This window comes from Candidatus Hadarchaeales archaeon, assembly GCA_038823825.1.
Lineage (GTDB): Archaea > Hadarchaeota > Hadarchaeia > Hadarchaeales > Hadarchaeaceae > JAVZGN01.
The window spans coordinates 24578-46690 of the sequence record JAWBCC010000005.1 but is presented as its reverse complement, the minus strand read 5'-3'; the positions used below and the strand labels follow the sequence as shown (position 1 = coordinate 46690).

The window sequence follows — 22113 nt, the reverse complement described above, 5'->3', positions numbered from 1 at the left end:
AGGGGCATTTCACTGCAACGTTCTCTTTCCGATTTAATACAAAAAGAAGTAAAAGCTTTCAATCCCCATTTTCAGGGGCATTTCACTGCAACTCTACTTTAATGGCATCTCGAATAATGTCATATCGCTTTCAATCCCCATTTTCAGGGGCATTTCACTGCAACACTTTTTAAGGCAATATTATCGGGACGCAATAGCTCTTTCAATCCCCATTTTCAGGGGCATTTCACTGCAACATAGACCGTTATTTTTTCCACGCTGAAACCATAGCCCCTTTCAATCCCCATTTTCAGGGGCATTTCACTGCAACGATATTGATGCCTAGATTCATGCTCCCTCAATCAACTTTCAATCCCCATTTTCAGGGGCATTTCACTGCAACGTTTCTCGAATCGATCACGGAAAGATGCTCGAAGACTTTCAATCCCCATTTTCAGGGGCATTTCACTGCAACATTTTCTTCTTCAAGAATGATGAAGGGACGAACTCCTTTCAATCCCCATTTTCAGGGGCATTTCACTGCAACATCCACCATTCGTTCGAATAGAAGCAAGGATAGAGATCTTTCAATCCCCATTTTCAGGGGCATTTCACTGCAACAAATAGTGGTAGTGTTCAGTATGGTATGGGGTGAAACTTTCAATCCCCATTTTCAGGGGCATTTCACTGCAACATTGGACGGAAGTGCAGGATATACGTCAGTACAGTGATCTTTCAATCCCCATTTTCAGGGGCATTTCACTGCAACGAGAGATTTGGAGAAGAGAATATCAAAGATTTTTTCTTTCAATCCCCATTTTCAGGGGCATTTCACTGCAACATTTCGAACGATCGGATTTAACCATGTGGTTTATTGCTTTCAATCCCCATTTTCAGGGGCATTTCACTGCAACCGCTCTTCTTTTCATTTTTGGCCGACTTTCCTTAAAAATCTATGTGAAGACTTTGTGAACTTCGATTTTTGCATAGGGGGTTTATAAAGAAGTTCACAAAGTTTCGCCTTTTACCGAAACTACACTCTTTTGCAGAATTTCGCTACTTCACAGTACCCACAGTGCTCAGGACTAGCCGGCCTCGGAATTTGATCTGAAGTTATTATCTTCCGCATTTTCTCTAGATCTTTCCTGAGGGCTTCTCTGTCCTCTGGAAGAATGTTTATCCAAAAGATGCGTCGTAAGGGTAAAAGGTAAATCATGCATCTTCTGATCCTCACGCCCAAAATTCTCTCGAGCAGCACGGTATAGGCCACCATTTGTTTTCTCCAAGCCCTAGAGACGTAGGGCAAACCTGAGTACTTCACATCCACGGGCACAACCTCACCGCTTTTCAGTCTCACGACGGTGTCCGCTTTACCGTACAACCCCAGCTCGGGATCCTCTAAAAGAAGATCGTGCAATACTTCTTCTACCTCTTTTTCAGAAAAACCATAGAGGGCGTGTCTCCGTTTAATTCTTTCGGGTTCTTTTCTATGATGTTCCTCGCTTAGTCTCATCTTTCTTTTCTCAGGAGGGTACAATCCCAGTTTTCTGATGAAGTAAAGTTTCCTAGGGCAATAGAAATACTGGTAAACCTCCCAGACGCTTATCTCACCAGCGCTGCCAGAATCCTTCATACTTATCCAGTTCGCCTCTTAAGAATTTAGCCAGTTTCCTCGCTTGATGAAAAAAGAGCCTCCCCCAAGTGAGTCTCAGACCCTCGAACCTTACCTCTTCCTCTAGTCTCCCGAGAAGTTCTTGGAGGTATAACCTCCTAGCCTTCTCCTTCATCTGACACACTCCGTCCACTATCTCAAAATCTTCTTTAGAAACCATTCTCTTGCTTACCATTCCTACCACCATTTTATCTACCAAATGAGGTCTGAACTCTTCCATCAAATCCAGAACTAAGCTCGGTTTTCCAGGTCTATCGGCATGTAGGAAACCTCCGTAAGGATCTAATCCCGCATAGTGAACAGCTCTCCATACCTCTCCTAGAAGGATGCCATAGCCGTAGTTGAGCATAGCATTTATGGGATCATGAGCGTACCTTCCGGTTCTTTCCTCAAAACCCCAACCCTCAAAAATCCTTGAGAGGGCTTCCCAGTAGAACTGGGCTCCTCTCCCCTCTATGTTCATTATTCTTTCTCTCATCTCTTCCACTTTTTCTCCCCTTAAAGCTTCTAGTGCTGGCAGTAGCTCTAATATTTCCATAGCAGCACTCCGCAACTTCTCCGCTAAGGGGGGCGCAGTCTCTAACCTTTTTTTGGCTAAGGTCTGGAGAACGGCGGATTGGTTTTTTAATTTTGCCTTCACCACAGCTTTGGCAATTTCGATTCCTCTCCGATCTCCGTAGGCCAAGTATTGCTCTTTTCGGGTACTTACAGTTCTCATCTCAGGAGAAGAAAGTCTTGCCTTAACCTCGCCCCTAAAGTCCACGATCAACACGTCCACCCCATGCTCCGCTAGCAACCTAAGGGCATCCGTGCTAATCGTCCCTTTTCCAGAGATGATTACCTGCTCTAGCTCTTGTGGCTGAAGACGTGCCACAATCTTTCTATCCTCTTTCACCACGATGGTTTCCCCCTTCCTTCCCAAGAACTTCCCAAATCCGTCGATCACCAACCTCATTCACAGACCTCCAAGAACATACAGCTAGAGGCACATTCTTTGGCTTTACCCGGATCCTTCTTCTGAGCCACAAGCTCCAGCTTACGATCTCTCTCCTCAACCCACCAGTTCCGAAGATCATCATTGATGAAAAAGATATCTCGACTCACCACAACTCTCCCGTTTCTGAAGCTCACATGGATGGAGCACCCCACGTCCACTGGAACCTCGTAAAGGCTCTCAAAAACCAAAGCATAGCCAGTGGGATACAGTCGATAAAAGTCTCGCGGAGGTCCTCCAACTTTCACGTCAAAGATGATGTGGCGCAAATAATCATAACAGTCAACGCTCAACGTGCCGCTCAGTCCTAGCAGCCTTCCGTCGAGCTTGTGCTCCACCAGGAAGGGAAGAGCCACTGCCAGCGCATGAGGCTCGTCGGCGTAAGGATGAGCAGTCTTTGTTTCCAGATAAGCAGCCCTCGCTTGGCTTAGTACCAACTCCCAGAGGGGTTCCAAGCAGGAGCGAAGAACATCAACATTTTCCAACTTTCCTCTTTTTTCCAGCTCTCCCTTCCACCATTCATGAAAGCTTATATCAAATTTTCCCTGTCTGCAATACCCAAACAAGTATTCCAGCAGATTGTGTGCCATAGCTCCCAGCAATATCTCATGCGTGAGTTTTCCCTGCTTTCTTTCCACGTACATTAAATACACATCTCTCGCCGTGGGGCAGAACCGGCCGCAGACGGAAAACATAGAGATGCGCTCCGAGTAGTATGGCTTCAGCGGTTCCTTCCACCAGTTCCACCCTCTAAGCTCTGGTGTTACTCCTACCTCTCTCGCCAGAGGGAGGACTCGGTTTAGGAGGAGTTTGTGCTCTTGGGCAGAGAGAAAGAATACCACCTCTTTCCTCCCTATAAAGCTCGCCTTCCAGGTTTTTTTTGTTTTTCACACAAGCTTTACTCTGTCTTCCTCTGCTAGAGAAGGGATAGGTTTTTCAGAAACGATTCTACAAAGTCTCGCGCAGCGCTCACACAAGGGGATTACATAGATCGAGTCTCTTTCTCCTTCCACAAATTTCGGGAGTTCTTTTACTAGAACCTCTCTATCGTGAGCGTTCAGTTCCCCCTTGAAAGCACTATATTGGATTCTCTGAAGACCATAGTCGAAGAGACGGTTGGCGAGCTTTGTTCTGATGTCATCCGAGCTTATGTCGTAGATAACGAGTGTAAGCACTAACTCACCAAATTAATATCAGGAAGTCTAATGGCTAAATTAATCAGGAGTTCGGTTTAAATTCATGCGACTTTCCGAGGAAACGAGAACGAAGACTCCACTAAGCAGGATGACAGATCACAAAAACTCGGGTCAATCAAGCTACTAGGAGGTGGCTGTCAAGATTCGAACCCGCGTCGTGGGCTTGGAGGGCCCAAGTCCTGACCAGGCTAGACCACGGCCGCCATCTTAATCTAATACCGCTAGAAAGATTAATAGACTCCCATTTGACAAAACTAATCGAGAGTGAGAAATGTGGAATTCTGGGAAGACGATGAGTGCTCTTGGCCGAGATGCTTCAGACATTCCATGAGAGTTCCCAACCGTAAGACCCTTCTAGCCGCGCTCGCTTGGTTCCTCCTCCTATTCGGTCTCTTCACCATAGTTTATCACAGAGTTGTGGGACATCCGCTCGTGCCTTCCTACAAGTACGGAGACCTCAGATCGTATCACCCCATCCTCATCCCATTCGTATATCTCGCCAGTTATCTAACGAGAGCGTGGGGAGCCTTCCTCTTCGCCTTCATGCTTGGAGCATGATAGAGGCTTTCGTCCCAAGAGAAAAAAATGAAGAGCTATCTCTCCAGCAAAAGCCTTAGGTCTTACGTTCTTGCCGCCTTCTTCGCCCCAGTCCTAGCCGTATGCTCCTGTGCCATGATTCCAATCTTCGGAGGCATAATGGCAGCCGGAGCGGGCATTGGGCCAGCTTTGACCTTTCTCTTGATGGCTCCAGCCGGAAACTTTCTGGCCATTCTGTTCACTTCTGAGATCATTTCACCCGTCATGGCTGGAGCTCGCTTCACCTCAGCTTTTGTTGGAGCCATCCTCATCGGCCTGATAACGTCCAGAACGGGCTGGGCCAAGAAAGTGGAGGAGAAGTTCGCGGGGATTTCCACCACAAAAGCCGAGGAAGCCGTAAAAAGAAGCTTTTGTGAAAAATCTGTGGCCTCATTGCATGATGCATACGCTCTTGTGAGAATGGTCCTCCCCTACCTGCTTGTCGGAGTAGCGGTGGTAAGCTTCATAGACGCATATCTTCCCAAAGAGGTGACAGGAACTTACTTAACAGGATCTTTAGGCATAATCCTTGGGGCCATGATTGGGGTTCCACTTTATACTCCAACACTTGTGGAAGTGTTTTTCGTGAAGGCTCTGCTGGACTCCGGGATGTCCCCAAGCGCTGCCCTCGCCTTCCTCCTCGGTGCCCCCATGTCCTCAATACCTTCCATGATAGGGGTCTCAAGGATAGTGGGATGGAAGACCGTGATAACTTACGCTCTGTTAGCGATCCTATGGGCCACTGTAGCAGGCTTCACTTTTCTTATATTAACCGGAGGATAGATTCTTATATTAACCCGGGAGGGATAGAGAAAAGAATGATGAAAATTGAAATCTTCGGAGCTGGATGCCCAAGGTGTAAGAAAACAGAGGAAAATTGCAGAAAGGCGGTGAAGGAGCTGGGAATCAAAGCAGAAATAACGCCCATCTACGACCCAGCGGAAATGCTGAGAAGGGGAATCACGGATAGTCCAGCTGTGTTGGTGGACGGAAAGCTGAAAGTGGCCGGGAGGGTTCCGGAGGTAGAGGAGATAAAGAAGTGGCTGAGCTCCAAATGATGGGCAACCACTAACGTTTGAGAAAAGGAACAGGTTTTCCAAAATCGCCCAATCAACCTTTATGGTCTGGACTAGGGGGCTGTTTACGGTTTTCTCATCTCTGGTTTTATTTGTCATCTGACCGTTTTCAGAGATTGTGAGAAGAAACGGCTTTGAGGAATTCAAGCAATCGGAGAGGTGCGGCCGGCGGGATTCGAACCCGCGTCGTGGGCTTGGAGGGCCCAAGTCCTGACCAGGCTAGACCACGGCCGCCATCTTTAATCTAATACCGCAAAAAGATTAATAGACTTCCCATTCGACAAAACTAATCGGGTGAGAAATGTGGAATTCTGGGAAGACGATGAATGGCCTTGGCCGAGATACTTCAGACGTTTCATGAGGGAGATGGATAGGATGTTCGAGAACATTTTCAAAGAAATTTCAGCGAGAGCACCAAAGGAACTCTTCAGAGAAAAGGAGCTCCCGGACGGCACGAGAATCAGAACCTTCGGACCCATCGTCTATGGATATTCGATGACGATCGGCCCAGACGGCGTGCCAAAGATCCGGACATTCGGAAATGTTAAACCGGAAGGTCCTTTCCTCGCGCCCAGCGAAGTGAGAGAGCCCATCGTCGATGTCGTAACCACACCAAAGTTCGTTAAAGTAACGGCAGAACTTCCCGGAGTAAAGAGAGAAGACATAGAACTTTACGCAACAGAGAGCAAACTAACGATTTCGGTCGACAAGCCTGAAAGAAAATACTACAAGGAAATAGACCTTCCGGCAAAGGTCGATCCGAAGAGCGCTGATGCGACATACTCCGACGGGATACTCGAGGTAACCCTAAAGCGGCTGAAAGAGGAGGAGAAGGGAGAGAGAATAGAAATTAGGTGAGTCCTGAAAGAACTTCGATCATTGCGCGTGCTCGGAGATCTCCTTTCTTACGCAGAAATGAGACAAACCTCTCGACCGCTTTCTCATCCCTCGGGATAAGAAGTCTACGATAGGTGATGTTTGCCAGAAAAAGCCCTTCTGGCGGAGCAGGCCTGAAAGACCTGGTAACCTTTCCGTTTAAAGCATCTGAAAAATATTCCAGGTCGATCACTCCGATTCCGACCTCAAGCAAAGCCTGAACCATTCTCCTGACCTGCTGCCTGAGAAAGGCCGGCGCAACGAAATCGAACGTGAGATGCTTTCCCACATCAACTCTCGCGAGCAGGATTTTCCCTTCTGTCGTCTTCCCCTTTTCCCTTGCGCAGAAAAATCTGAAATCGTGTTTACCGACAAGCATCGAGGCAGCCTCCTTCGCAATCTCCACGTTGAAGTTTTCCGGTACTTCGCACACGTATTTGTAATGTTTCGCGACGACATCTCTTCTCGGGTTGAAATCCTTATCCGCAACACCAACGCCGAGCACTACAACATCCTCCGGAAGCCTTGAATTGATCTCCTCCACTTCGGGGGTCTTGAGGGTGTTCATCGCTAAAACTTGTGCAAGCGCCCCAACACCCCTGTCCGTTCTAGCCGCTATTTGATATCTGCTCTCCTTGAGATTCGTGAAGATCCCGCAATCCTTCAGCGCTCCCAGCAAAACACTCTCGACAGTCGGCACTCCTCCTGGCTGCCTAACGAACCCGTAGTAGTTACTCCCCTCATACGCGACAAGAAAAGCATGTCTCATTATTTCCCTCATTTAATTTTTTGGAGCAAAATTAAGCGAGTTATGCTTCTACAAATAATTCAGCACAAAGATGAGAAAATTGTAGGAAGAGTGTGCGATTATGCTCCCGGAAAGACCGGCCTTTAGATAACATACTCCAAGCAGCAGACCGGCCGGAAGCAGAAGTAGAATTATCGCAGGTTCCGTTCCGGGGTTCGAAAGGTGGAAGGTTGCGAAGGTGAGAGCTGGAACGAAGACGGCTTCAAACTTCGATACTCCTAGCCTCAGCAGCTCATCGATGAAGATCCCTCTAAAGACCCATTCCTCCAAAATCGGAAAGAGAATCGCAAAAAGTAAAAACATGATCTTTGAAACTTCAGCAATCCTTCTCGTCAAATCTGCCTCCGGTCTAACCACTCTTATGTTTGCGTTTTCAAGTAGTCCTCCAACGATTCCCGTAACGATAAAACACAGGAAAACAGTTAGAGCAGACCAACCGAGTAGTCCAACCAGTTTCTTTTTGCTCATCTGCTGTAATTTTTTCTTCCAAACGCTCGGTCTAAGTCTGTTTACGTGCGTGGGATTTTCGGCTAAAATTCTTCCTGTTATCACACCTATGATAACACCGCCGGCGATAATCCTTAGAAACTCCAGCATTTCTCTATCTCCCGAGACGCTCTAAGGTCTCAAGGATGGATTTTATTCTATCGAGAATTCCCATAATCTTTTCCCGATCGCTCTCCTTTTCCAGTTCTTCCGCCAACTCTACAAGTTTCTTCTCCAAAACATTCTTGACCTTTTCCATCGCCTTTGGCGCAGTCTCTTCCTTCCGTCCGGCTATCTCCCCACAGAGCGGGCAAACGATTTTACTCTCTTTCTCGAAAAGAGGGCTTCCACATTTTCCGCAGTGTATTCCCAACATCTTTCCTCCGGCCAGGAGAAATTCGGCAATCTTTGTGACTTGCTCTTCCTTTATATCCTTCATCCGAAAAATCCTTATGAGCAGCAAACCTAAAAGTCTACTAGCAGGTGATAAACCATGACGTTCGAGGATAAAATAAAGCAGGTTGTTGAAATAATGACGAGAATAAGCGAAGACATGAGCGTACCCCGCAATATAAGAAGAACGGCAAATGAGGCCAAGAACATCCTTCTCGATGAAAAACAGGATCAAACCGTTCGGGCCGCCTCAGCAAGAATCCTCCTCGAGGAAATAAGCGAAGATCCAAACATGCCGGTACACGCGAGGACTCAACTCTGGAGTGCTCTCAGCATACTGGAGACTATAAGATGACAGAAGAAGCTCGACACACAACATATTCAGGCTTGATGGATGACACAGACATAGGTATCTTTCTCTCCACACTGAAGAAGAGAGATTTGAAGCAAGCTCGTGCTGTCCTAGAAGAAAAATTGGCCAAGGTTAACAGCGAGTTTGAAAGGGGAATACTACATGCTCTTGAAGGAATGCTCGCAGCCATAGAAGGAAATCAAACTTTTTCCGCAGTTTGGAAACTTCTGGAAAACAAGCCAGATTTAGAATTCCTTAAAAGACTCGAGAAAGACCTGGAAGAGCACATATCAAAACCATTCATATCCGAGCGAGAGAAGGGCTACTTCTCCGCCTGGCTTTCTTTGATTCGCCGAATTATTTCTTCTTGATTCACTCTATCGTCGCATGTTTTGCTTTTAGATCCTCTTCCTTCTTCCCCAGCCGCTTCATCAACGTCGCAATGATCGAATCTAAGAAAACCATGGTTCCGATTTCAAAGAGAGTGCCGAGCGGCGCAAGTGATGCATGCTCTCCAGCCAGCTCCCTTCTCATAAACCTTGTCGTCTTTGCAACCTTCGTTCTCCCAGGAACCGTCACGACGAGGTCAGCAGTCTTGGCTAAACTTGAGTTCGGATAGGATGTTATAGCGATTATCTTCGCCCCTATTCTTTTCGCAATTTTTGCCGATTCTATGATCAGATCGGTTTCACCAGAACCAGATATGGCGATCAAGATGTCCCCAGGCCTTATCGCCGGAGTAATCGTTTCCCCAACCACGTAGACATCCAGATCCAAGTGCATCAATCTCGTAGCAAATGCTTTGGCTACGAGTCCGGAGCGCCCAGCTCCCGCAACGAAAACCCTTCTAGCCCCAATGAGCACCTCGACAAAAGCATCGACCTCTTTTTTCTTTAGCTTCGAAGGCAACTGTTGAAGAAAGGTTGTGATTTCGTTTATTGCTTTTAAAGTATCCTCCATTTCTTTCACCAAAAATTCTAGTCACCAGTCTTTAAAAAATGACGCATAAACTATAATTTGGCTCGGTGAATGTCATGATATACTTTTTAGGCCAAATTATGTGGATTATCGCCGTTGTGATGCTTGCTCCAGCATTCGTTGCTCCATTTCTCAACGAATTCTGGGTTATGCCTTCATTCATTTTAACATCTCTTTCTTGTTTTTTCCTCGGATTTTTGATAAAGAGGAAATCGAAGCCTGAAGAAGAGATGACCCTCGGAGAAACAATGGTTTTGACAGCAATAGTCTGGATTGTGTTTTCGTTTTTCGCTTCAATTCCGTTCATCACAACACTTCGCATGTCTCCTGTCGACGCATACTTTGAGAGCATGTCGGGCCTTACCGCAACAGGTCTCACAATGATAAAGGATGTGGAAAACATAGAGCGAACATTACTTCTGTGGAGGAGCTTAACTCAATGGGTTGGCGGTCTGGGGGTGATGGTTCTCTTCCTCACAGCGGCCTTAGGTTTCGGTCGAGCTCACAGAAAGATATATCTCGCCGAGGCTCACCCTGTTCTGATAATGCCCAACATAAGGGAAACCGCGAGAGCCCTCTGGAAGATTTATACGATTCTCACAGTTTTGGGAGTAATTCTATTTTACTTTGCCTCTTGGCCGAACTCTTCACTTTTCGAAGCCGTCAATCATGCGATGACAGCAATCGCTACTGGAGGATTTTCCGTGAAGAACAACTCTTTCGCGGCTTATGGATTGTCAGTCAAACTAGTCATCCTAATCGTTATGATATGGGGAGCAACAAACTTTACCGTCCATGATAGGGTTTTCAGAAAACGCTTGGATATCCGGGAATTCTTCGGGAACATAGAGGCAAGGTCCATGCTGATAATAATCGCGGTTTCCACTCTTCTTCTCGCAAAAGCCGTCGGATGGACTGACTCCCTTTTTCAGACCACCTCAGCCCTGACTGGCACCGGCTTCTCCACGGCAAACATCCGAGAATGGGGCGAAGGAGCCAAAGTTCTCCTAATAATCTTGATGATGATCGGCGGTAGCTACGGCTCGACCTCCAGTGCGATAAAACTCATGAGGATCATCCTTTTAGGGAAAACGCTTCAGTGGATGCTCAAGAAGAGTTTTCTGCCCGATAGAGCAGTAGTTCCCGTCAAGCTGGCAGGATACACATACACCGAGAAGGAAATAATGGAGATTCTGATCTACATTTTCATCTACATTTTAGTGATGTTCATAGGAGCCGGAGTTCTAATGTATCTTGGCAATCCCCCGCTGGATTCGATCTTTGAGTCCGCGTCAGCTCAAGGAAATGTTGGGCTCTCGGTCGGAATAACCTCGGCAAGCATGCATATCGCTGGCAAAATTTCCCTCACAATTCAGATGTTGGTTGGAAGGCTCGAGATTTTGCCAGTTTTCGCACTTTTCAGCTATATGATTTCTTTGGCTAGGCAAAAGAGGAAGTCTCCCTTTTAGGGGATCCTCTCACAAAAAGAAGATACTTTTCGCCACCTTGCAGCTCCAGCTCTACCCTTTTAACTATCATCTCTATGGGATTTTGTATTCCTTTAATCCTATTCTCGAGATCCTCAAAACTCTGAAAAGGTTGTTTCTCCCTTTCCTGGAGAATCGTCCACATCAACTTCTTGCCTATTCCGGGAATGAGTTCCAGAGCGTGAAATCTGGAAGTTATAGGTCCAGCTTTGTTGAAGAAATCTAGAAACCGCTGTGGATTTTTCGTGACTATCTTCCTTATCGCCGTCGGAAGTTCTCCCCTCGCAACCGAAGTCAAATCTTCATAACCTATTCTTCTTTTTATTCTCTCGATTTTGTCTCTGCCTTCTTTTCCAATGTTTACGACCTCTTGCAGCTGAAGAGTTACGCCCTTGAACGGAACCACCTCCAGCAGGGTAAAAAATGTGTCACCGATTATCTGCGCAATCGGCTCCCTCAGGTGCACAGGCCTTGGGTCTTTCGGGCTACCATGTGGAAGGAAATCCAGCACTATCCCTCTATCCTCATATTTTTTGTCAATCATAAGGTATCACCCTCTTTTGCTACCGCTTACTCAGAAAATCTCCTTAGTGTTTGAAGAATTGTCTCGTAGTCCTGGTCTTCCAGCCTGACCCGCTCTTTTGCGAAGAGAAGTTCGATTTCCTCTTTTCGCTTTGGCATCAAATTGATGAGCATCACGATCTGGCGTTCGGAAAGTTTACCCAGCTTCAAAAGCTCCTCTTTTATCTGTCGGGCCGTTTTCCCATCTATTTTTGCAAACTTCTGCGCATAGTCACGGGCCATCCTCTGGGAGGCCTCGAGCCGGTCTCCCTCACCCTCCAAAATCTCCAAAGCCTCCGCAATGGTTATAGGAGTCTCCCTAATTATCCTCTTCCCGATCATCACGCCACCATCCTCAGATGTTCGCGCCCCACGACTAATTTCTTTATCTTCCCCCCATCCCTCACTTCCACTATATATGCTCTTCCTCTCTTTTCTCTTATTATACCCACCCTACCGTGGTAGCGGTGGTGCGGTTGTCCCTTCACAATGGTAGGATTTATCAGAATGCTTACTTTGCATCCGAGCGGGAGCTCGCGAGTGGCTTCTACCACAGAAAACTTCCCCCGCATTCTGGGCTTCTTCGTGAATATGCCCCTCCCTTTGCTTCTCAAACCCCTTGATCTGCGTGGCATCTCAAATCCTCCCTTTTATCCTATCGTGCGGTCTTATTTAACCCTCAAGATTCTTCAAAAGTTTTGCCCATGGTCCGGTTTTCGGAATTCTGCCTTTCGCAAAGGTCTTGAGCATCTTCTGCATCATCTCATACTGCTTTAAAAGTTCCTTGACATCTGCTTCAGATGTCCCAGACCCACGTGCAATTCTCCTTATCCTCGAAGCATTTATGATTCTCGGGTTTTCCAGTTCCTCCCTCGTCATCGACTGCATGATAACCTTGAATTTCTTGAGTTTTTCTTCTCCAACTCTAAACTGCTCCTCCGGTATCGAGGACCCAAACCCCGGAAGCATCTGCATGACTTTCCTTAGCGGACCGGTTTTCTCCAACGCTTCAAGCTGTTGATAGACATCTCGTAGCGTGAGCTTGCCGGCCGCCAGCTCTTTCTTTTCAGGAAACTTTATCTTCTCTTTTTCAACGATTTCCTCTATACGCTTGAGCAACGTCTCCAGATCTCCCATTCCTAGAAGTCTAGCCAAAAACTTTGAGGGCTCGTAAGGCTCGATTTCGTCCAAGTGCTCTCCAGTCCCGATGAACTTTATCGTTGCCCCGGTCGCCGCGACTGCCGATAACGCGCCACCACCTTTTGCCGTCCCGTCAAGCTTTGTAATGAAGATGGAGCCGATCGAGGTTGCAGCGTTAAATGCTTCTGCCTGTGCCCTCGCCTGCTGGCCGATCGTTCCGTCTATCACGAGCATAACTTCGTCAGGCTTTATCTCCTCCGCCAGTCTTTTCATCTCCTCCATCAGTTCACTTTCTTTCTTGTGTCTCCCAGCCGTGTCAACTAAGATCAAATCACAACCCGACTTTTTGAAATGTTCAACTCCATTTCTTGCGATTTTCACGGAATCCTTCTCCGCTGGGTCACCAAAGACCTCAAATCCGCCTTTCTCGGACAGCTGGAGTAGCTGCTCCAGAGCCCCCGGTCTGAACGTATCTGCGCAAACAACCCCAACTCTATATCCCTTCTTTTTGAAGTAGGTGGCAAGCTTTGCAACCGTTGTAGTTTTACCACTACCCTGGAGTCCAACCATCATCACGATTTTTGTCTTTCCGGGCTCCAGCTCGAATTTTGATGGCTTTCCGAGAAATTCCGACAGTTCCTCAAAAACGATTTTCACAACATGAGCTCTTCTGTTGAGTCCAGGCGGTATCTTCTCCTCCAGCGCTCTCTTCTCGATTTTTTTCGTCAGCTCCAAAACGAGCTTCACGTCAACATCAGCCTGAAGAAGCGCCCTTTGTATGTCTTTTACAAGCTCTTTAACAGCCTTTTCATCCACATATGTGCTCCTAGACAGCTTCTGTAGTGCTGCTTGGAGAGACTTTCCGAGTTTTTCCAGAACCATGTAGACTCCAGCCAAAAGTTGCTGTTCGGACGTTTATAAGTTAAGCAAATAAAACCTTTCGTAGAAATATGGAAAGATGGAAGCAATAATCCTAGCTGGCGGATTCGCCAGACGTCTGGGCCCTCTTGGAGATATTTTTCCAAAACCCCTGCTCGTCGTCGAGGGGGACACGTTGATAAGTCATCTGGTCGATAAACTCAGAGCGATTGGGATAGAGCCCATAATCACCGTCAACAAAAGATTTGAACATTTTTTCACGGAGTTTCCGAGGGTGGTTGTTGAAAAAGCCACAAGAGAGGAGGAAAAACCTGGAGCTCTTTCCGGTCTGGCGAATGCTATCTCAGAGCTCGGAATAGACGATGACGTCATAGTTCTCTGTGCGGACAACTATTTTTCTTCCGATCTGAGAGAATTCGTGTCGAGTTTCACCGGCGAGACTCTCGTCGGAATATATTACGCAGGAGAAAATCCAGATTTACGTCCGGAGGAGATGGCGACCGTTCGTTTTGACGGCTGCGAAAAGTATCCACCACACTCGAGAACATTTTATATTCATGATTTCAAAGAAAAAGTCTCTCCACCCTTAAGCAAGTACGTCGGGACTGGCATGTACGTTCTCCCCAGACACACACTCCCAATTTTGAAAGAATACTGCGCTGGCGGAAAGCGAGACGCTCCGGGTTTCTTCATCCAGCATCTTCTCGAGCGCGGAGAGAAGGTGAAGGGCTTCCTTATAACCGGCGACTGGTATGACATCTCGCACAGGAGTTACGTAAGGATATTCAGAGAGGGAGAGATAACGGAAAGGCTTGAGAAGATGGTTTGTGTTTCTCGTCAGGTCGAGGGATTTCTACTCACCTTAATCATTCTGCGGAGCGGGGGTACGATGGAGCGCAAGAGCGAAAAGGAAGAACTTTATTTTGTTCTTGACGGAATCGGGGAAGTAGAGGTAGGCGAAAGAAAACAGCTCATAAGAAGCAGAGACATGATGCCTATTCCAGCAGGAGTATCCGTGAGAATTTCGAACAGATCCGAAAAGGACATGCTATTAATCAGAGTCGAAAGTCTCAGCGAAAGCCGATAAACTTGTGAACCTGCGGAATTATAGCGACATCTTTAACCCCGGCGAGGGCGGCTGCCTCAGACAGCTTCAAGAGGAATTCTCTTCTCGGAAATTCTTTGATTTCCCCAACAGGTGTGACCGGCTGTATGACCACGGGAACATCCAGATTTGCGATTTCTTTGCAAACCGAAAAAATCGTAGTTTCTTTTGTGTTTGGCAGAACCACAATTTTCACAAAAGTTTCAGCTTTTTTTCTGGCGATCCTCACACAGGAGAGTTCTTTTTTGAAGAGGGATTCCCATTCTCCAGGTTTAACAGATTTGTGTTCTGGCAACTTTACGTCGATGGAGGCGTAGTCTATAAACTTCACGATTTTTTTCATTGCCTCAGGCACACTTCCGTTGGTTTCCAGATAAACCGGCAAAGAGGCCTTCTTGCAGAGTTTGGCAACTTCTCCCGCCAGCTCTGCCGCCATAAGAGGCTCCCCGCCAGTCAGGGACACGGAGTGGATGTCAGGTGTTGCAAGTCTGAGCACCTCCTCAAAAATTTCCACCGATTTCATCGGATTTTTGCGGATTTCCGATTTTCCGGCTTTTTCTATCCTACAATATTTCGCCGGTTTTCTGAACTTAACGGTGTCACAGTAGACGCATGAAAGATTACACCCGGCAAACCTAACGAAAACCTGCCTTCTTCCAACATATAGACCTTCCCCTTGTATGGAGCTGAAAATCTCCCCAACGTATCCGCTTTTCATCAAGCTGCAAATCTACACTAGAACTTAAAACTCCGAGCATCAAAGTTTTTGAGGTATCCTCCATGAGAAAAATCCTGAAGCTACTGCTTCTTCTAGCCATAGCAACCGCCATTTATGAAATCGTCCCACGAATGCTTCCTTCTCCAGTCAACCCGCATTCTTTCGGCGGCGAAGATGTCCTTTTTCTCCAAGATCGCCTATCCTCCCGTTACTTTGACATCTTTATGCTTCTGGTCTATTCTCTCGGATACATTATGATGATATACGGAACCGGAATTTACATTTTTCTGAAGAGGGATGCACCAAGACTAGAAAGATATTTGGCGGTTTTTATTTTTGTACAGTCGATCTCCATGCTAACTTGGTGGTTGTTTCCTGTTGCACCTCCGAGGATGGCAGTAAACGGTGTGAGAGATGTCAGACGCGAAATGTTTGGCATAAGCGAGGTCGCCAACCCATATCCTTATGGAGCGTTTCCCAGCCTACACGTGGCAAACTCTCTCTCAGCAACTCTTTTTGTCAGATCATACGGAAGGAGAATTTTTGCAGTTTGGGTCATCGTGTTTATTCTTCTGACATTCTCAACGATATATCTAGGTGAGCACTACTGGCAGGATATTGTGGGGGGAATGGGTTACTCTCTTGCCGGATATCTGGCGGTCAAATTCCTCGCGAAGACAAATTTGGGAAAAAAGATATTTGAACCAGGAGAGATGTAAGTTTGTGAAATTGGATCGAAAAATTCTAGAGATAATCGTTTGCCCCGTTTGCAAGGGAGATCTGCAGAAGAGGAAAAATAATCTGATCTGTAAGAAATGTGGCCGTAAGTATCCCATAATCGATGGTATTCCCTATCTTTTGCCAGAGGACCTCTTAGAAATCCTGGAACTAAAGTAAGATTTCTATCGTCAGCAAAACTTCGTTTGGATGTTGCAGTTTTTCGACAAGTTCTCTGGAAAAATCCGCTGCCCCCTTGTCCGCCAAGATAGCAATAGTCCGCCCGCATGTGTACGAACTTTTTCTGACGACGATATCGGTTGGATGGTCGAAAGAGAGGGAGGGATGCCCTTTAGCCAAGACTTCCTCACGAACCCCCCCACAGGAGATCAAGAGCTTGACGGTAGCTCCGGATTTCAAGAGTTTCTTCAAATTTTGGTCAAGTCCAGCTGCTCCGGTCTCAGCTTGCACTCCAACAACACAATCCGCACGCGGACCGATCTCCTTCTCCATCGTCAACATGAACGTTGTTGGATGTTTTGCCGTAATGTTTGGATGACCTCTAGCGCGGATTATCCATTTCATCAGACTTCAAATTTTTTAGAGGAGAAGGGAGATTTAACTATTGAATGCTTGATTTTGAGAACGAAAGGGAGAGACTTGTCAAAACCCTCATCTCACTTGGATATCTAAAGACTCCAAAGATAATCGAGGCTTTCCGCAAAGTTCCGAGACACGAATTCGTGCCAGAAGAACTGCGCGAATACGCATACTCCGATCAACCATTACCGATCGGGTACGGGCAGACAATCTCCGCTCCAAGCATGATTGCGATAATGATGGAAACGCTTGACCTTAAGCCAAACCAGAAAGTGCTCGAAATAGGCGCGGGCTCAGGTTACAACGCAGCTCTGCTGGCGGAGGTCGTTGGAAAAAACGGGAGAGTTGTTTCCATCGAAAGAATACCAGAACTCGCCAATTTCGCGAAGGATAACCTCAAACGCACAGGTTACGCTCATGTTTCAATCGTCCTCGGTGATGGAACTCTCGGTTACGCGAAGGAAGCTCCATGGGATAGAATACTCGTAACGGCTTGTGCTCCAGAGCCTCCACGTCCCCTCATAGAACAACTAGCAAAGGGCGGGAAAATGGGACTTCCGCTAGGCAGACACGAGATGTTTCAGACTTGGACAGTTCTTGAAAAGAAAAACGGAAAATTGAAAACAGAAGAATATGGAGGATGTGCGTTTGTCCCGCTAATAGGCGAATATGGATGGAAGGAACGGCTATGAGAACCAGCGTTCTAACGAAGTTTGCGTGGATTTCTCCAAACCTTTTGTGATTTTCTCTATACCCTTTTCTACTCGATCTTCCGAGAAGTCATGCTCCTCGCAGAGGAACTCTTTTATCTTATCTGGATTTGGTTTTTTTTCTCTGATTTCGTAGTCGTCTGTAACCTCCGGCTTGAGAAATATTTCAGCCACCTTGAATGGATCTACCTCAAACTTCTCAGCAAACTCGGTTTGCAAAAGTTCACTTAAAGAAGCGTACTGCTTGACGAGCGCAAGTGCTTTTTTCGGTCCTATGCCTTTTATTCCCTCATTGTAATCGGTTCCAACTAAAATCCCTATTCCAACAAGTTGCTCTCTCGTTATCCCCAATGTTTTAAGAGTTCTCTCAAGCTCTACTATCTCAGGCTTTACGTCGATGTAAACATCCTTCCCAGGCAGCTTTCTCTTTCCGGTTATTGCTAGATTTCTCACGAGTCTCGGTGCCCCAAACAGAAGAGCATCGTAATCTTGACTACCAACCGCCCAAGCATCTCCCCTTTGAACTATCCGGGCTGCTTGAGCTTCACCCTCGCCCGGAGCTTGAACCCAAGGTACGCCCATGTAATCAAGCAACGTTTTTGCCTGCCTAATCATTTCTTCATCGACCCTTCCCGCCCGCTGTGCGAATTTTCTTGCCTCTTCTATCCGACCTTCTTCAAGGGCTTTTTTCCATTCCCTTTCAGCATCGATTCTTGCCATTTTTCTCTCTTCAACGGTTTTGAGTTTCAGAATTGGTGGAGCACCATCAAATACATAAATCGGTTTTATTCCAAGCTCGATGAAGTTTGCTGTTCTGTAAAAAAGTCCGGAGAGATGAGAGGTTATCCTTCCCTTGGAGTCTCTTAGAAGCTCTCCGTCTCTCTGCCTGATTATTGAGAGAAATTGATAGAGAAAATTCATCGCATCTATAGCAATAGTTTTCCCTCTAAGCTCCTCGAGGAGTACTTCATCTGCCGGGACGATGTCTGAAATCTGGACCCCCATCTCAGAAAAAATATCACGAGTCTAACTTTTTAGTTTGCTGCTTATGTGCGAATTCTCTCGTCGGGTAATCTTCTAATAACCGTTATGGGTATAACCCCTTGCTCGAATTCGTAGAGAGCTATCTCCACAGGATCTGTTATTCCTTTTGGAGGGTTGATCAAAATCGGTGCACCTAAGGAAATCTGAAGAGCTCGGGCGCCGATTATTCTGGCTTTTTCATATCTCGTGTATTTTTCTGGAAAAATATTGTGACCCCCTTTTAGTTTAGAATTCTGGAGTAGGTGGCTTTGTTTCTTTTTTCTCCTTTTCTTCCTTTTCAAGTTTTACGGCAGCAATCACGTCATCGATTCTCAAAATCATCTCGGAAACTTCAGTAGCCGATTTGATCGCCTGCACTTTTACTCTAATTGGCTCAATTATCCCAGCTTTCACAGTGTCTACGATCTCTCCTGTGAAGACATTCAGTCCCATGACCTCTCCGTTTGGCTTTTCATGTGCAGCACGCAGTTTGACTAGAATGTCAATCGGATCCATCCCCGCGTTCTCCGCCAACGTTTTTGGCACGATCTCAAGTGAATCTGCAAAAGCATTGATTGCTATCGCTTCTCTTCCCCCCACGGTGTCAGCAAACTTTCTAAGTTCTTTGGCAACCTCTACTTCTGGAGCTCCACCTCCACCCACTATTTTCCCATCCTCAATCGATGCGGAAATCACAGACAAAGCATCGTGCACGGCTCTTTCGATTTCGTCAACAACGTGTTCCGTGCCGCCCCTGACCAGGATACTCACAGATCTCGGATTCTTACATCCTTCGATAAACACCATGTCTTCTCCAGCAATCTTTCGCTCCTCAACAAGTTCAGCTTCGCCCAGATCGGCCGGGGTAAGATCCTTTATATTTGTTACAATTTTTCCACCAGTTGCTCTTGCGAGCTTTTCCATGTCAGATTCCTTTACCCTTCTAACGGCCAATATTTTGGCCTTCGCGAGATAGTGTTGCGCGACATCATCAATTCCCTTCTGACAGAACACAACGTTTGCACCTACGGATTTTATCTTGTCAACCATATCCTTCAACATGCGTCTTTCCTCTTCCATGAAGCTTTTCAGTTGCTCAGGCGAAGTTATGTTTATTTTCGCATCAGTTTCTGTTTCTTTAACCTCCAGCGCAAGGTTTAACAGAGCGATTTTAGCTTTTTCTATTCTCTTTGGCATACCGGGATGCACAACTTCCTTGTCAAGAATGATTCCGGTTATGAGCTGAGAATCTGCGGAACTCCCACCGGTTTTCTTTTCGACTTTTATATTATCTATGTCGGCCTCAATCTTTCCGTTTGCCTCCTCGACAATCTGTTTCACAGCTTTCACACACAGATCGGCGAGCTTTTCTCCTTTAGCCTCGGTCCCCTTGCTGCTCAGTGCCGTTAGAGCAATTTTCTTGAGCGTCTCATCATCGTCTTTCGTCACGGGTTTGGCTATTTTCTCTAGCACCTTGCATGCATATTCGGCCGCTTTCCTGTATCCGGAAATTATAACGCTTGGATGGAAGTTCTGATCGAGTAGTTCTTCTGCTCTCTTCAAAAGTTCGCCAGCCAGAATTACAACCGTGGTAGTTCCATCCCCGACCTCATTTTCTTGTGTTTTGGAGGCCTCAACCATCATCTTCGCAGCCGGATGTTCTACGTCCATCTCATCCAAAATGGTTACCCCATCGTTTGTGATTGTGACATCCCCGAGGTTGTCAACAAGCATCTTATCCATCCCTCTTGGACCCAAGGTGGTTCTGACAGCCTCCGCAATGACTCTGGCCGCCATTATGTTCATCCTTTGAGCATCTCTACCTATGTATCTCTGAACTTTCTCAGGCAAGATCAGGATTGGAGTTCCAGCAAGCTGGCTAGCCATCTACTTCCACCTCATTACCAAGTTATCCATTTGAATAAAGAAAACCGGACGATTTAAAAGCTTTACGCACGAGCTTCAAAATATATAACTAAATTTTTCTTCGGCCCTGGGTCACGCATATGAAATAGCCAAGGAAGATGGAATTGCAAGTACGATGGAAGCAATGATTAGCATGAGCATTTTCCATCGAACTTCTTCTGATGGTCTCACAAGCTTTCCCTGCAACCTTTCTAAGACTTTCAAGGATTGAGAAGCGCCAAGTTGTGCGGCCCAGAGACACAGCGGCAAATTGCATCCCAAAATCATGAGATAGTAAAACATCGTCCACAGTTGGCCATACTGGATAGATATGAGGTTTGTTTCCGCCACAATAGCTTCTAACCGAGAAAACACGGTGGAATCCCAAACCCCTCGGAAAAACATGAAAATAATGCCGCCGCCGAAAAACAGCTGTGCGAGAACAAATGATGCCACGACCGTCAGGGGAAAGTAGACGAGCGGAAGCCAGGCATCTCCAGAAAGTGGTACACTGATGGATCTCCCGATTTCCTTGGCGAAAGCAGGAGGATTACTCCATCTAGAAAAGAAAAACCCCAGCGTCCAGAAAGCGATTACAAAGAGCCAAACGAGTTGTTTTTTCGTCTCTTCTCTCATCTTCTTTTTCTTTCGGTTTTCTCTAATAAAAAGTAGGGCAAGATATATTTCAGAACTACAAGTAAAATAGAATCGGAGCCGCCGTAGCTGAGCCTGGTTACAGCGACCGCCTCGTAAGCGGTAGATCGTGGGTTCAAATCCCACCGGCGGCTCTTAAAAAAGCTCAAAAAACTTTAGTGAAAAGTATTTGAGGGAGACCTTGAAAGGTAGTAGGACGGCCCTATGGTTAGTTGTGGCGATTATTTTGGGTTTCTTTTTTTTCAGGTTTTTGGCAAGCGCCGTAGATTTCAGGAAAATAACCGAGGCACTTCCAACCCTGAACTTGGTGTTTTTTCTTGGAGCAATAGGAGTCTATCTTCTTGGAACATTCATAATATCTCTCAGATGGAAGGTGTCTCTTTCAGCTTCAGGCGTGAGAATAAGCGTTTTAAAGACGTGGCAGGTAATCCTGGGTAGCATATTTATAACAAATATCACTCCGCTTTCCTATGTTGCTGGAGATCCGATAGTGCGGAGTTATCTCATGAGGAAACGCGAGGACATACCAATCTCACACAGTTTAGCAGCAACGGTTTCAGAATATGTAGTCGAGCTTACGATTTCCGCTTCATTCTTCATGCTTGGACTTTTGCTCGCTCTTTTCGAAATCATTAGCTGGAGACTCGCAATAATTGCTGCCTGGTCGACTTCTATTATAACCTTAGTTTTGGCGATGGTTTACTTCTTTCCGCGCAGAATCGGGGAAAAATTTCTCAGCAAATTCTTCCCCACCTTGATCTCAAAGATTTTTCACAGAAGTAAAAGCAAATCAAAGCATGATGTCAAAAAGTTTTACGATGCTGGTCAAAAGGTATTCAGTAATTGGCGTACGGCTGCGAAAATTTTCTTTCTCTCCCTAACTTTCTGGATTTTAAACCTTTGTCGGCTCTATCTTGTCTTCAGAAGTGTGGGATATACGCCTACCATAATCACCCTTCTTTTGGGGCTTACAGTTCCTCCACTCGCCGGCTTGGTCCCATTTCTTCCCGGCGGTCTCGGTCTCGTGGAGGTCACATATTTCTCCGTGTTCGTCTTAACCAAAGTTCCCATCGCCAAGGCCGGTTTGGCGACAATCTTTGACCGTTTGATAATCCTCGTTATTGGCTCTGCGATAGGTGCATGTGTTCTTAGTTATATGGGTATAAGGCTGAAAATGGAAAACAGACGAAAGCAAATTAAAAAGCAAGGCAAAGTGTAGGAGGTGCTA

General features: G+C 46.3%; 29 protein-coding genes, 2 tRNA genes, 1 pseudogene and 1 CRISPR repeat array. Of the genes and pseudogenes, 13 read left to right on the top strand and 19 right to left on the bottom strand.

What is annotated here, in order from left to right; genetic code table 11:
• Nucleotides 1–55 precede the first annotated feature (55 nt).
• A CRISPR array of direct repeats spans nt 56–893; the repeat unit is 37 nt; unit sequence CTTTCAATCCCCATTTTCAGGGGCATTTCACTGCAAC.
• Nucleotides 894–1012: 119 nt separating this feature from the next.
• The 4 genes from cas4 to cas2 are packed head-to-tail and all read right to left on the bottom strand — an operon-like array spanning nt 1013 to nt 3820.
• Nucleotides 1013–1612 carry a CRISPR-associated protein Cas4 gene (cas4, locus tag QXF64_05320; protein ID MEM1689895.1) on the bottom strand — a complete coding sequence of 200 codons (600 nt, stop codon included), beginning with the start codon at nt 1610–1612 and terminating at the stop codon, nt 1013–1015.
• Nucleotides 1587–2606 carry a CRISPR-associated endonuclease Cas1 gene (gene cas1 / locus QXF64_05315; GenBank protein ID MEM1689894.1) on the bottom strand — a complete coding sequence of 340 codons (1020 nt, stop codon included), beginning with the start codon at nt 2604–2606 and terminating at the stop codon, nt 1587–1589. The genes cas4 and cas1 overlap by 26 nt, the downstream gene beginning before the upstream one ends.
• A complete protein-coding gene (cas4a, locus tag QXF64_05310; protein ID MEM1689893.1) occupies nt 2603–3487 on the bottom strand; it encodes a type I-A CRISPR-associated protein Cas4/Csa1 in 885 nt (294 codons plus the stop codon). Before cas4a ends, cas1 begins: the two co-directional genes overlap by 4 nt.
• A gap of 45 nt (nt 3488–3532) precedes the next feature.
• A complete protein-coding gene (gene cas2 / locus QXF64_05305; protein MEM1689892.1) occupies nt 3533–3820 on the bottom strand; it encodes a CRISPR-associated endonuclease Cas2 in 288 nt (95 codons plus the stop codon).
• 285 nt (nt 3821–4105) lie between these two features.
• On the opposite strand from cas2, the gene QXF64_05300 reads away from it, so the two are divergent.
• From QXF64_05300 to QXF64_05290, 3 genes and pseudogenes are all read left to right on the top strand, one after another.
• On the top strand, nt 4106–4399 hold the full coding sequence (locus QXF64_05300; protein MEM1689891.1) for a hypothetical protein: 294 nt from the start codon (nt 4106–4108) through the stop codon (nt 4397–4399).
• A 24-nt stretch (nt 4400–4423) separates the two neighbouring features.
• Nucleotides 4424–5200: pseudogene (locus QXF64_05295) on the top strand (permease).
• A 35-nt stretch (nt 5201–5235) separates the two neighbouring features.
• On the top strand, nt 5236–5475 hold the full coding sequence (locus tag QXF64_05290; GenBank protein ID MEM1689890.1) for a thioredoxin family protein: 240 nt from the start codon (nt 5236–5238) through the stop codon (nt 5473–5475).
• 178 nt (nt 5476–5653) lie between these two features.
• On the opposite strand, the gene QXF64_05285 is transcribed toward QXF64_05290, so the two are convergent.
• Nucleotides 5654–5727: transfer RNA gene (locus tag QXF64_05285), tRNA-Gly, on the bottom strand.
• A 69-nt stretch (nt 5728–5796) separates the two neighbouring features.
• On the opposite strand from QXF64_05285, the gene hsp20 reads away from it, so the two are divergent.
• Nucleotides 5797–6351 (top strand): archaeal heat shock protein Hsp20, encoded by a 555-nt coding sequence (gene hsp20 / locus QXF64_05280; GenBank protein MEM1689889.1) that lies wholly within the window; start codon nt 5797–5799, stop codon nt 6349–6351.
• Here the strand turns inward: hsp20 and truA are convergent.
• From truA to QXF64_05265, 3 genes are read right to left on the bottom strand one after another with little or no spacing between them, the layout of a single operon-like run.
• Nucleotides 6344–7138: a tRNA pseudouridine(38-40) synthase TruA gene (gene truA / locus QXF64_05275; protein ID MEM1689888.1), complete on the bottom strand. Its 795-nt coding sequence runs from the start codon at nt 7136–7138 to the stop codon at nt 6344–6346. The two genes, hsp20 and truA, sit on opposite strands and share 8 nt — an antisense overlap.
• 48 nt (nt 7139–7186) lie before the next feature.
• On the bottom strand, nt 7187–7774 hold the full coding sequence (locus tag QXF64_05270) for a CPBP family intramembrane glutamic endopeptidase (protein ID MEM1689887.1): 588 nt from the start codon (nt 7772–7774) through the stop codon (nt 7187–7189).
• Between the two features lie 4 nt (nt 7775–7778).
• The gene (locus tag QXF64_05265; GenBank protein MEM1689886.1) at nt 7779–8102 is read right to left on the bottom strand and encodes an Sjogren's syndrome/scleroderma autoantigen 1 family protein; all 324 of its coding nucleotides are present in this window, start codon (nt 8100–8102) and stop codon (nt 7779–7781) included.
• Between the two features lie 54 nt (nt 8103–8156).
• On the opposite strand from QXF64_05265, the gene QXF64_05260 reads away from it, so the two are divergent.
• A complete protein-coding gene (locus QXF64_05260; GenBank protein MEM1689885.1) occupies nt 8157–8411 on the top strand; it encodes a UPF0147 family protein in 255 nt (84 codons plus the stop codon).
• Entirely contained in the window at nt 8408–8779 is a 372-nt protein-coding gene (locus QXF64_05255) for a hypothetical protein (protein MEM1689884.1), read from the top strand. The genes QXF64_05260 and QXF64_05255 overlap by 4 nt, the downstream gene beginning before the upstream one ends.
• A 1-nt stretch (nt 8780) precedes the next feature.
• On the opposite strand, the gene hxlB is transcribed toward QXF64_05255, so the two are convergent.
• Nucleotides 8781–9368, bottom strand: a complete 588-nt coding sequence (gene hxlB / locus QXF64_05250; GenBank protein MEM1689883.1) for a 6-phospho-3-hexuloisomerase — start codon at nt 9366–9368, stop codon at nt 8781–8783.
• Nucleotides 9369–9442: 74 nt separating this feature from the next.
• On the opposite strand from hxlB, the gene QXF64_05245 reads away from it, so the two are divergent.
• A complete protein-coding gene (locus tag QXF64_05245; GenBank protein ID MEM1689882.1) occupies nt 9443–10855 on the top strand; it encodes a TrkH family potassium uptake protein in 1413 nt (470 codons plus the stop codon).
• Here the strand turns inward: QXF64_05245 and QXF64_05240 are convergent.
• From QXF64_05240 to QXF64_05225, 4 genes are read right to left on the bottom strand one after another with little or no spacing between them, the layout of a single operon-like run.
• Nucleotides 10827–11417, bottom strand: coding sequence for a DUF655 domain-containing protein (locus QXF64_05240; GenBank protein MEM1689881.1), 591 nt, complete (start codon nt 11415–11417; stop codon nt 10827–10829). The genes QXF64_05245 and QXF64_05240 overlap by 29 nt on opposite strands.
• 26 nt (nt 11418–11443) lie before the next feature.
• The gene (locus QXF64_05235) at nt 11444–11776 is read right to left on the bottom strand and encodes an RNA polymerase Rpb4 family protein (protein ID MEM1689880.1); all 333 of its coding nucleotides are present in this window, start codon (nt 11774–11776) and stop codon (nt 11444–11446) included.
• On the bottom strand, nt 11776–12069 hold the full coding sequence (locus QXF64_05230) for a 50S ribosomal protein L21e (protein ID MEM1689879.1): 294 nt from the start codon (nt 12067–12069) through the stop codon (nt 11776–11778). Before QXF64_05230 ends, QXF64_05235 begins: the two co-directional genes overlap by 1 nt.
• Nucleotides 12070–12106: 37 nt before the next feature.
• Nucleotides 12107–13471 (bottom strand): signal recognition particle protein Srp54, encoded by a 1365-nt coding sequence (locus tag QXF64_05225; GenBank protein ID MEM1689878.1) that lies wholly within the window; start codon nt 13469–13471, stop codon nt 12107–12109.
• Between the two features lie 61 nt (nt 13472–13532).
• On the opposite strand from QXF64_05225, the gene QXF64_05220 reads away from it, so the two are divergent.
• Nucleotides 13533–14540, top strand: a complete 1008-nt coding sequence (locus QXF64_05220; GenBank protein ID MEM1689877.1) for a sugar phosphate nucleotidyltransferase — start codon at nt 13533–13535, stop codon at nt 14538–14540.
• Here QXF64_05220 and QXF64_05215 read toward each other — a convergent pair.
• Nucleotides 14524–15276 (bottom strand): 7-carboxy-7-deazaguanine synthase QueE, encoded by a 753-nt coding sequence (locus QXF64_05215; protein MEM1689876.1) that lies wholly within the window; start codon nt 15274–15276, stop codon nt 14524–14526. The two genes, QXF64_05220 and QXF64_05215, sit on opposite strands and share 17 nt — an antisense overlap.
• A 62-nt stretch (nt 15277–15338) precedes the next feature.
• Between QXF64_05215 and QXF64_05210 the strand changes: the two genes are divergently transcribed.
• Nucleotides 15339–15995 carry a phosphatase PAP2 family protein gene (locus QXF64_05210; GenBank protein ID MEM1689875.1) on the top strand — a complete coding sequence of 219 codons (657 nt, stop codon included), beginning with the start codon at nt 15339–15341 and terminating at the stop codon, nt 15993–15995.
• Nucleotides 15996–15999: 4 nt separating this feature from the next.
• Nucleotides 16000–16173, top strand: a complete 174-nt coding sequence (locus QXF64_05205; protein MEM1689874.1) for a Trm112 family protein — start codon at nt 16000–16002, stop codon at nt 16171–16173.
• Here QXF64_05205 and QXF64_05200 read toward each other — a convergent pair.
• Nucleotides 16165–16578, bottom strand: coding sequence for a DUF371 domain-containing protein (locus QXF64_05200; GenBank protein ID MEM1689873.1), 414 nt, complete (start codon nt 16576–16578; stop codon nt 16165–16167). The genes QXF64_05205 and QXF64_05200 overlap by 9 nt on opposite strands.
• Before the next feature lie 44 nt (nt 16579–16622).
• Between QXF64_05200 and QXF64_05195 the strand changes: the two genes are divergently transcribed.
• Entirely contained in the window at nt 16623–17285 is a 663-nt protein-coding gene (locus QXF64_05195) for a protein-L-isoaspartate O-methyltransferase (GenBank protein MEM1689872.1), read from the top strand.
• On the opposite strand, the gene fen is transcribed toward QXF64_05195, so the two are convergent.
• From fen to QXF64_05175, 4 genes are all read right to left on the bottom strand, one after another.
• Entirely contained in the window at nt 17280–18308 is a 1029-nt protein-coding gene (fen, locus tag QXF64_05190) for a flap endonuclease-1 (protein MEM1689871.1), read from the bottom strand. The genes QXF64_05195 and fen overlap by 6 nt on opposite strands.
• 41 nt (nt 18309–18349) lie before the next feature.
• Nucleotides 18350–18628 (bottom strand): DNA-directed RNA polymerase subunit K, encoded by a 279-nt coding sequence (locus tag QXF64_05185; protein MEM1689870.1) that lies wholly within the window; start codon nt 18626–18628, stop codon nt 18350–18352.
• The gene (thsB, locus tag QXF64_05180; GenBank protein ID MEM1689869.1) at nt 18573–20213 is read right to left on the bottom strand and encodes a thermosome subunit beta; all 1641 of its coding nucleotides are present in this window, start codon (nt 20211–20213) and stop codon (nt 18573–18575) included. The genes QXF64_05185 and thsB overlap by 56 nt, the downstream gene beginning before the upstream one ends.
• Before the next feature lie 111 nt (nt 20214–20324).
• Nucleotides 20325–20867: a hypothetical protein gene (locus QXF64_05175; protein ID MEM1689868.1), complete on the bottom strand. Its 543-nt coding sequence runs from the start codon at nt 20865–20867 to the stop codon at nt 20325–20327.
• Nucleotides 20868–20944: 77 nt separating this feature from the next.
• Between QXF64_05175 and QXF64_05170 the strand changes: the two genes are divergently transcribed.
• Nucleotides 20945–21019 (top strand) — tRNA-Thr (locus QXF64_05170).
• 35 nt (nt 21020–21054) lie between these two features.
• Complete coding sequence (locus QXF64_05165; GenBank protein MEM1689867.1) at nt 21055–22104, top strand: lysylphosphatidylglycerol synthase transmembrane domain-containing protein; 1050 nt, start codon at nt 21055–21057, stop codon at nt 22102–22104.
• The last annotated feature ends 9 nt before the right edge of the window (nt 22105–22113 follow it).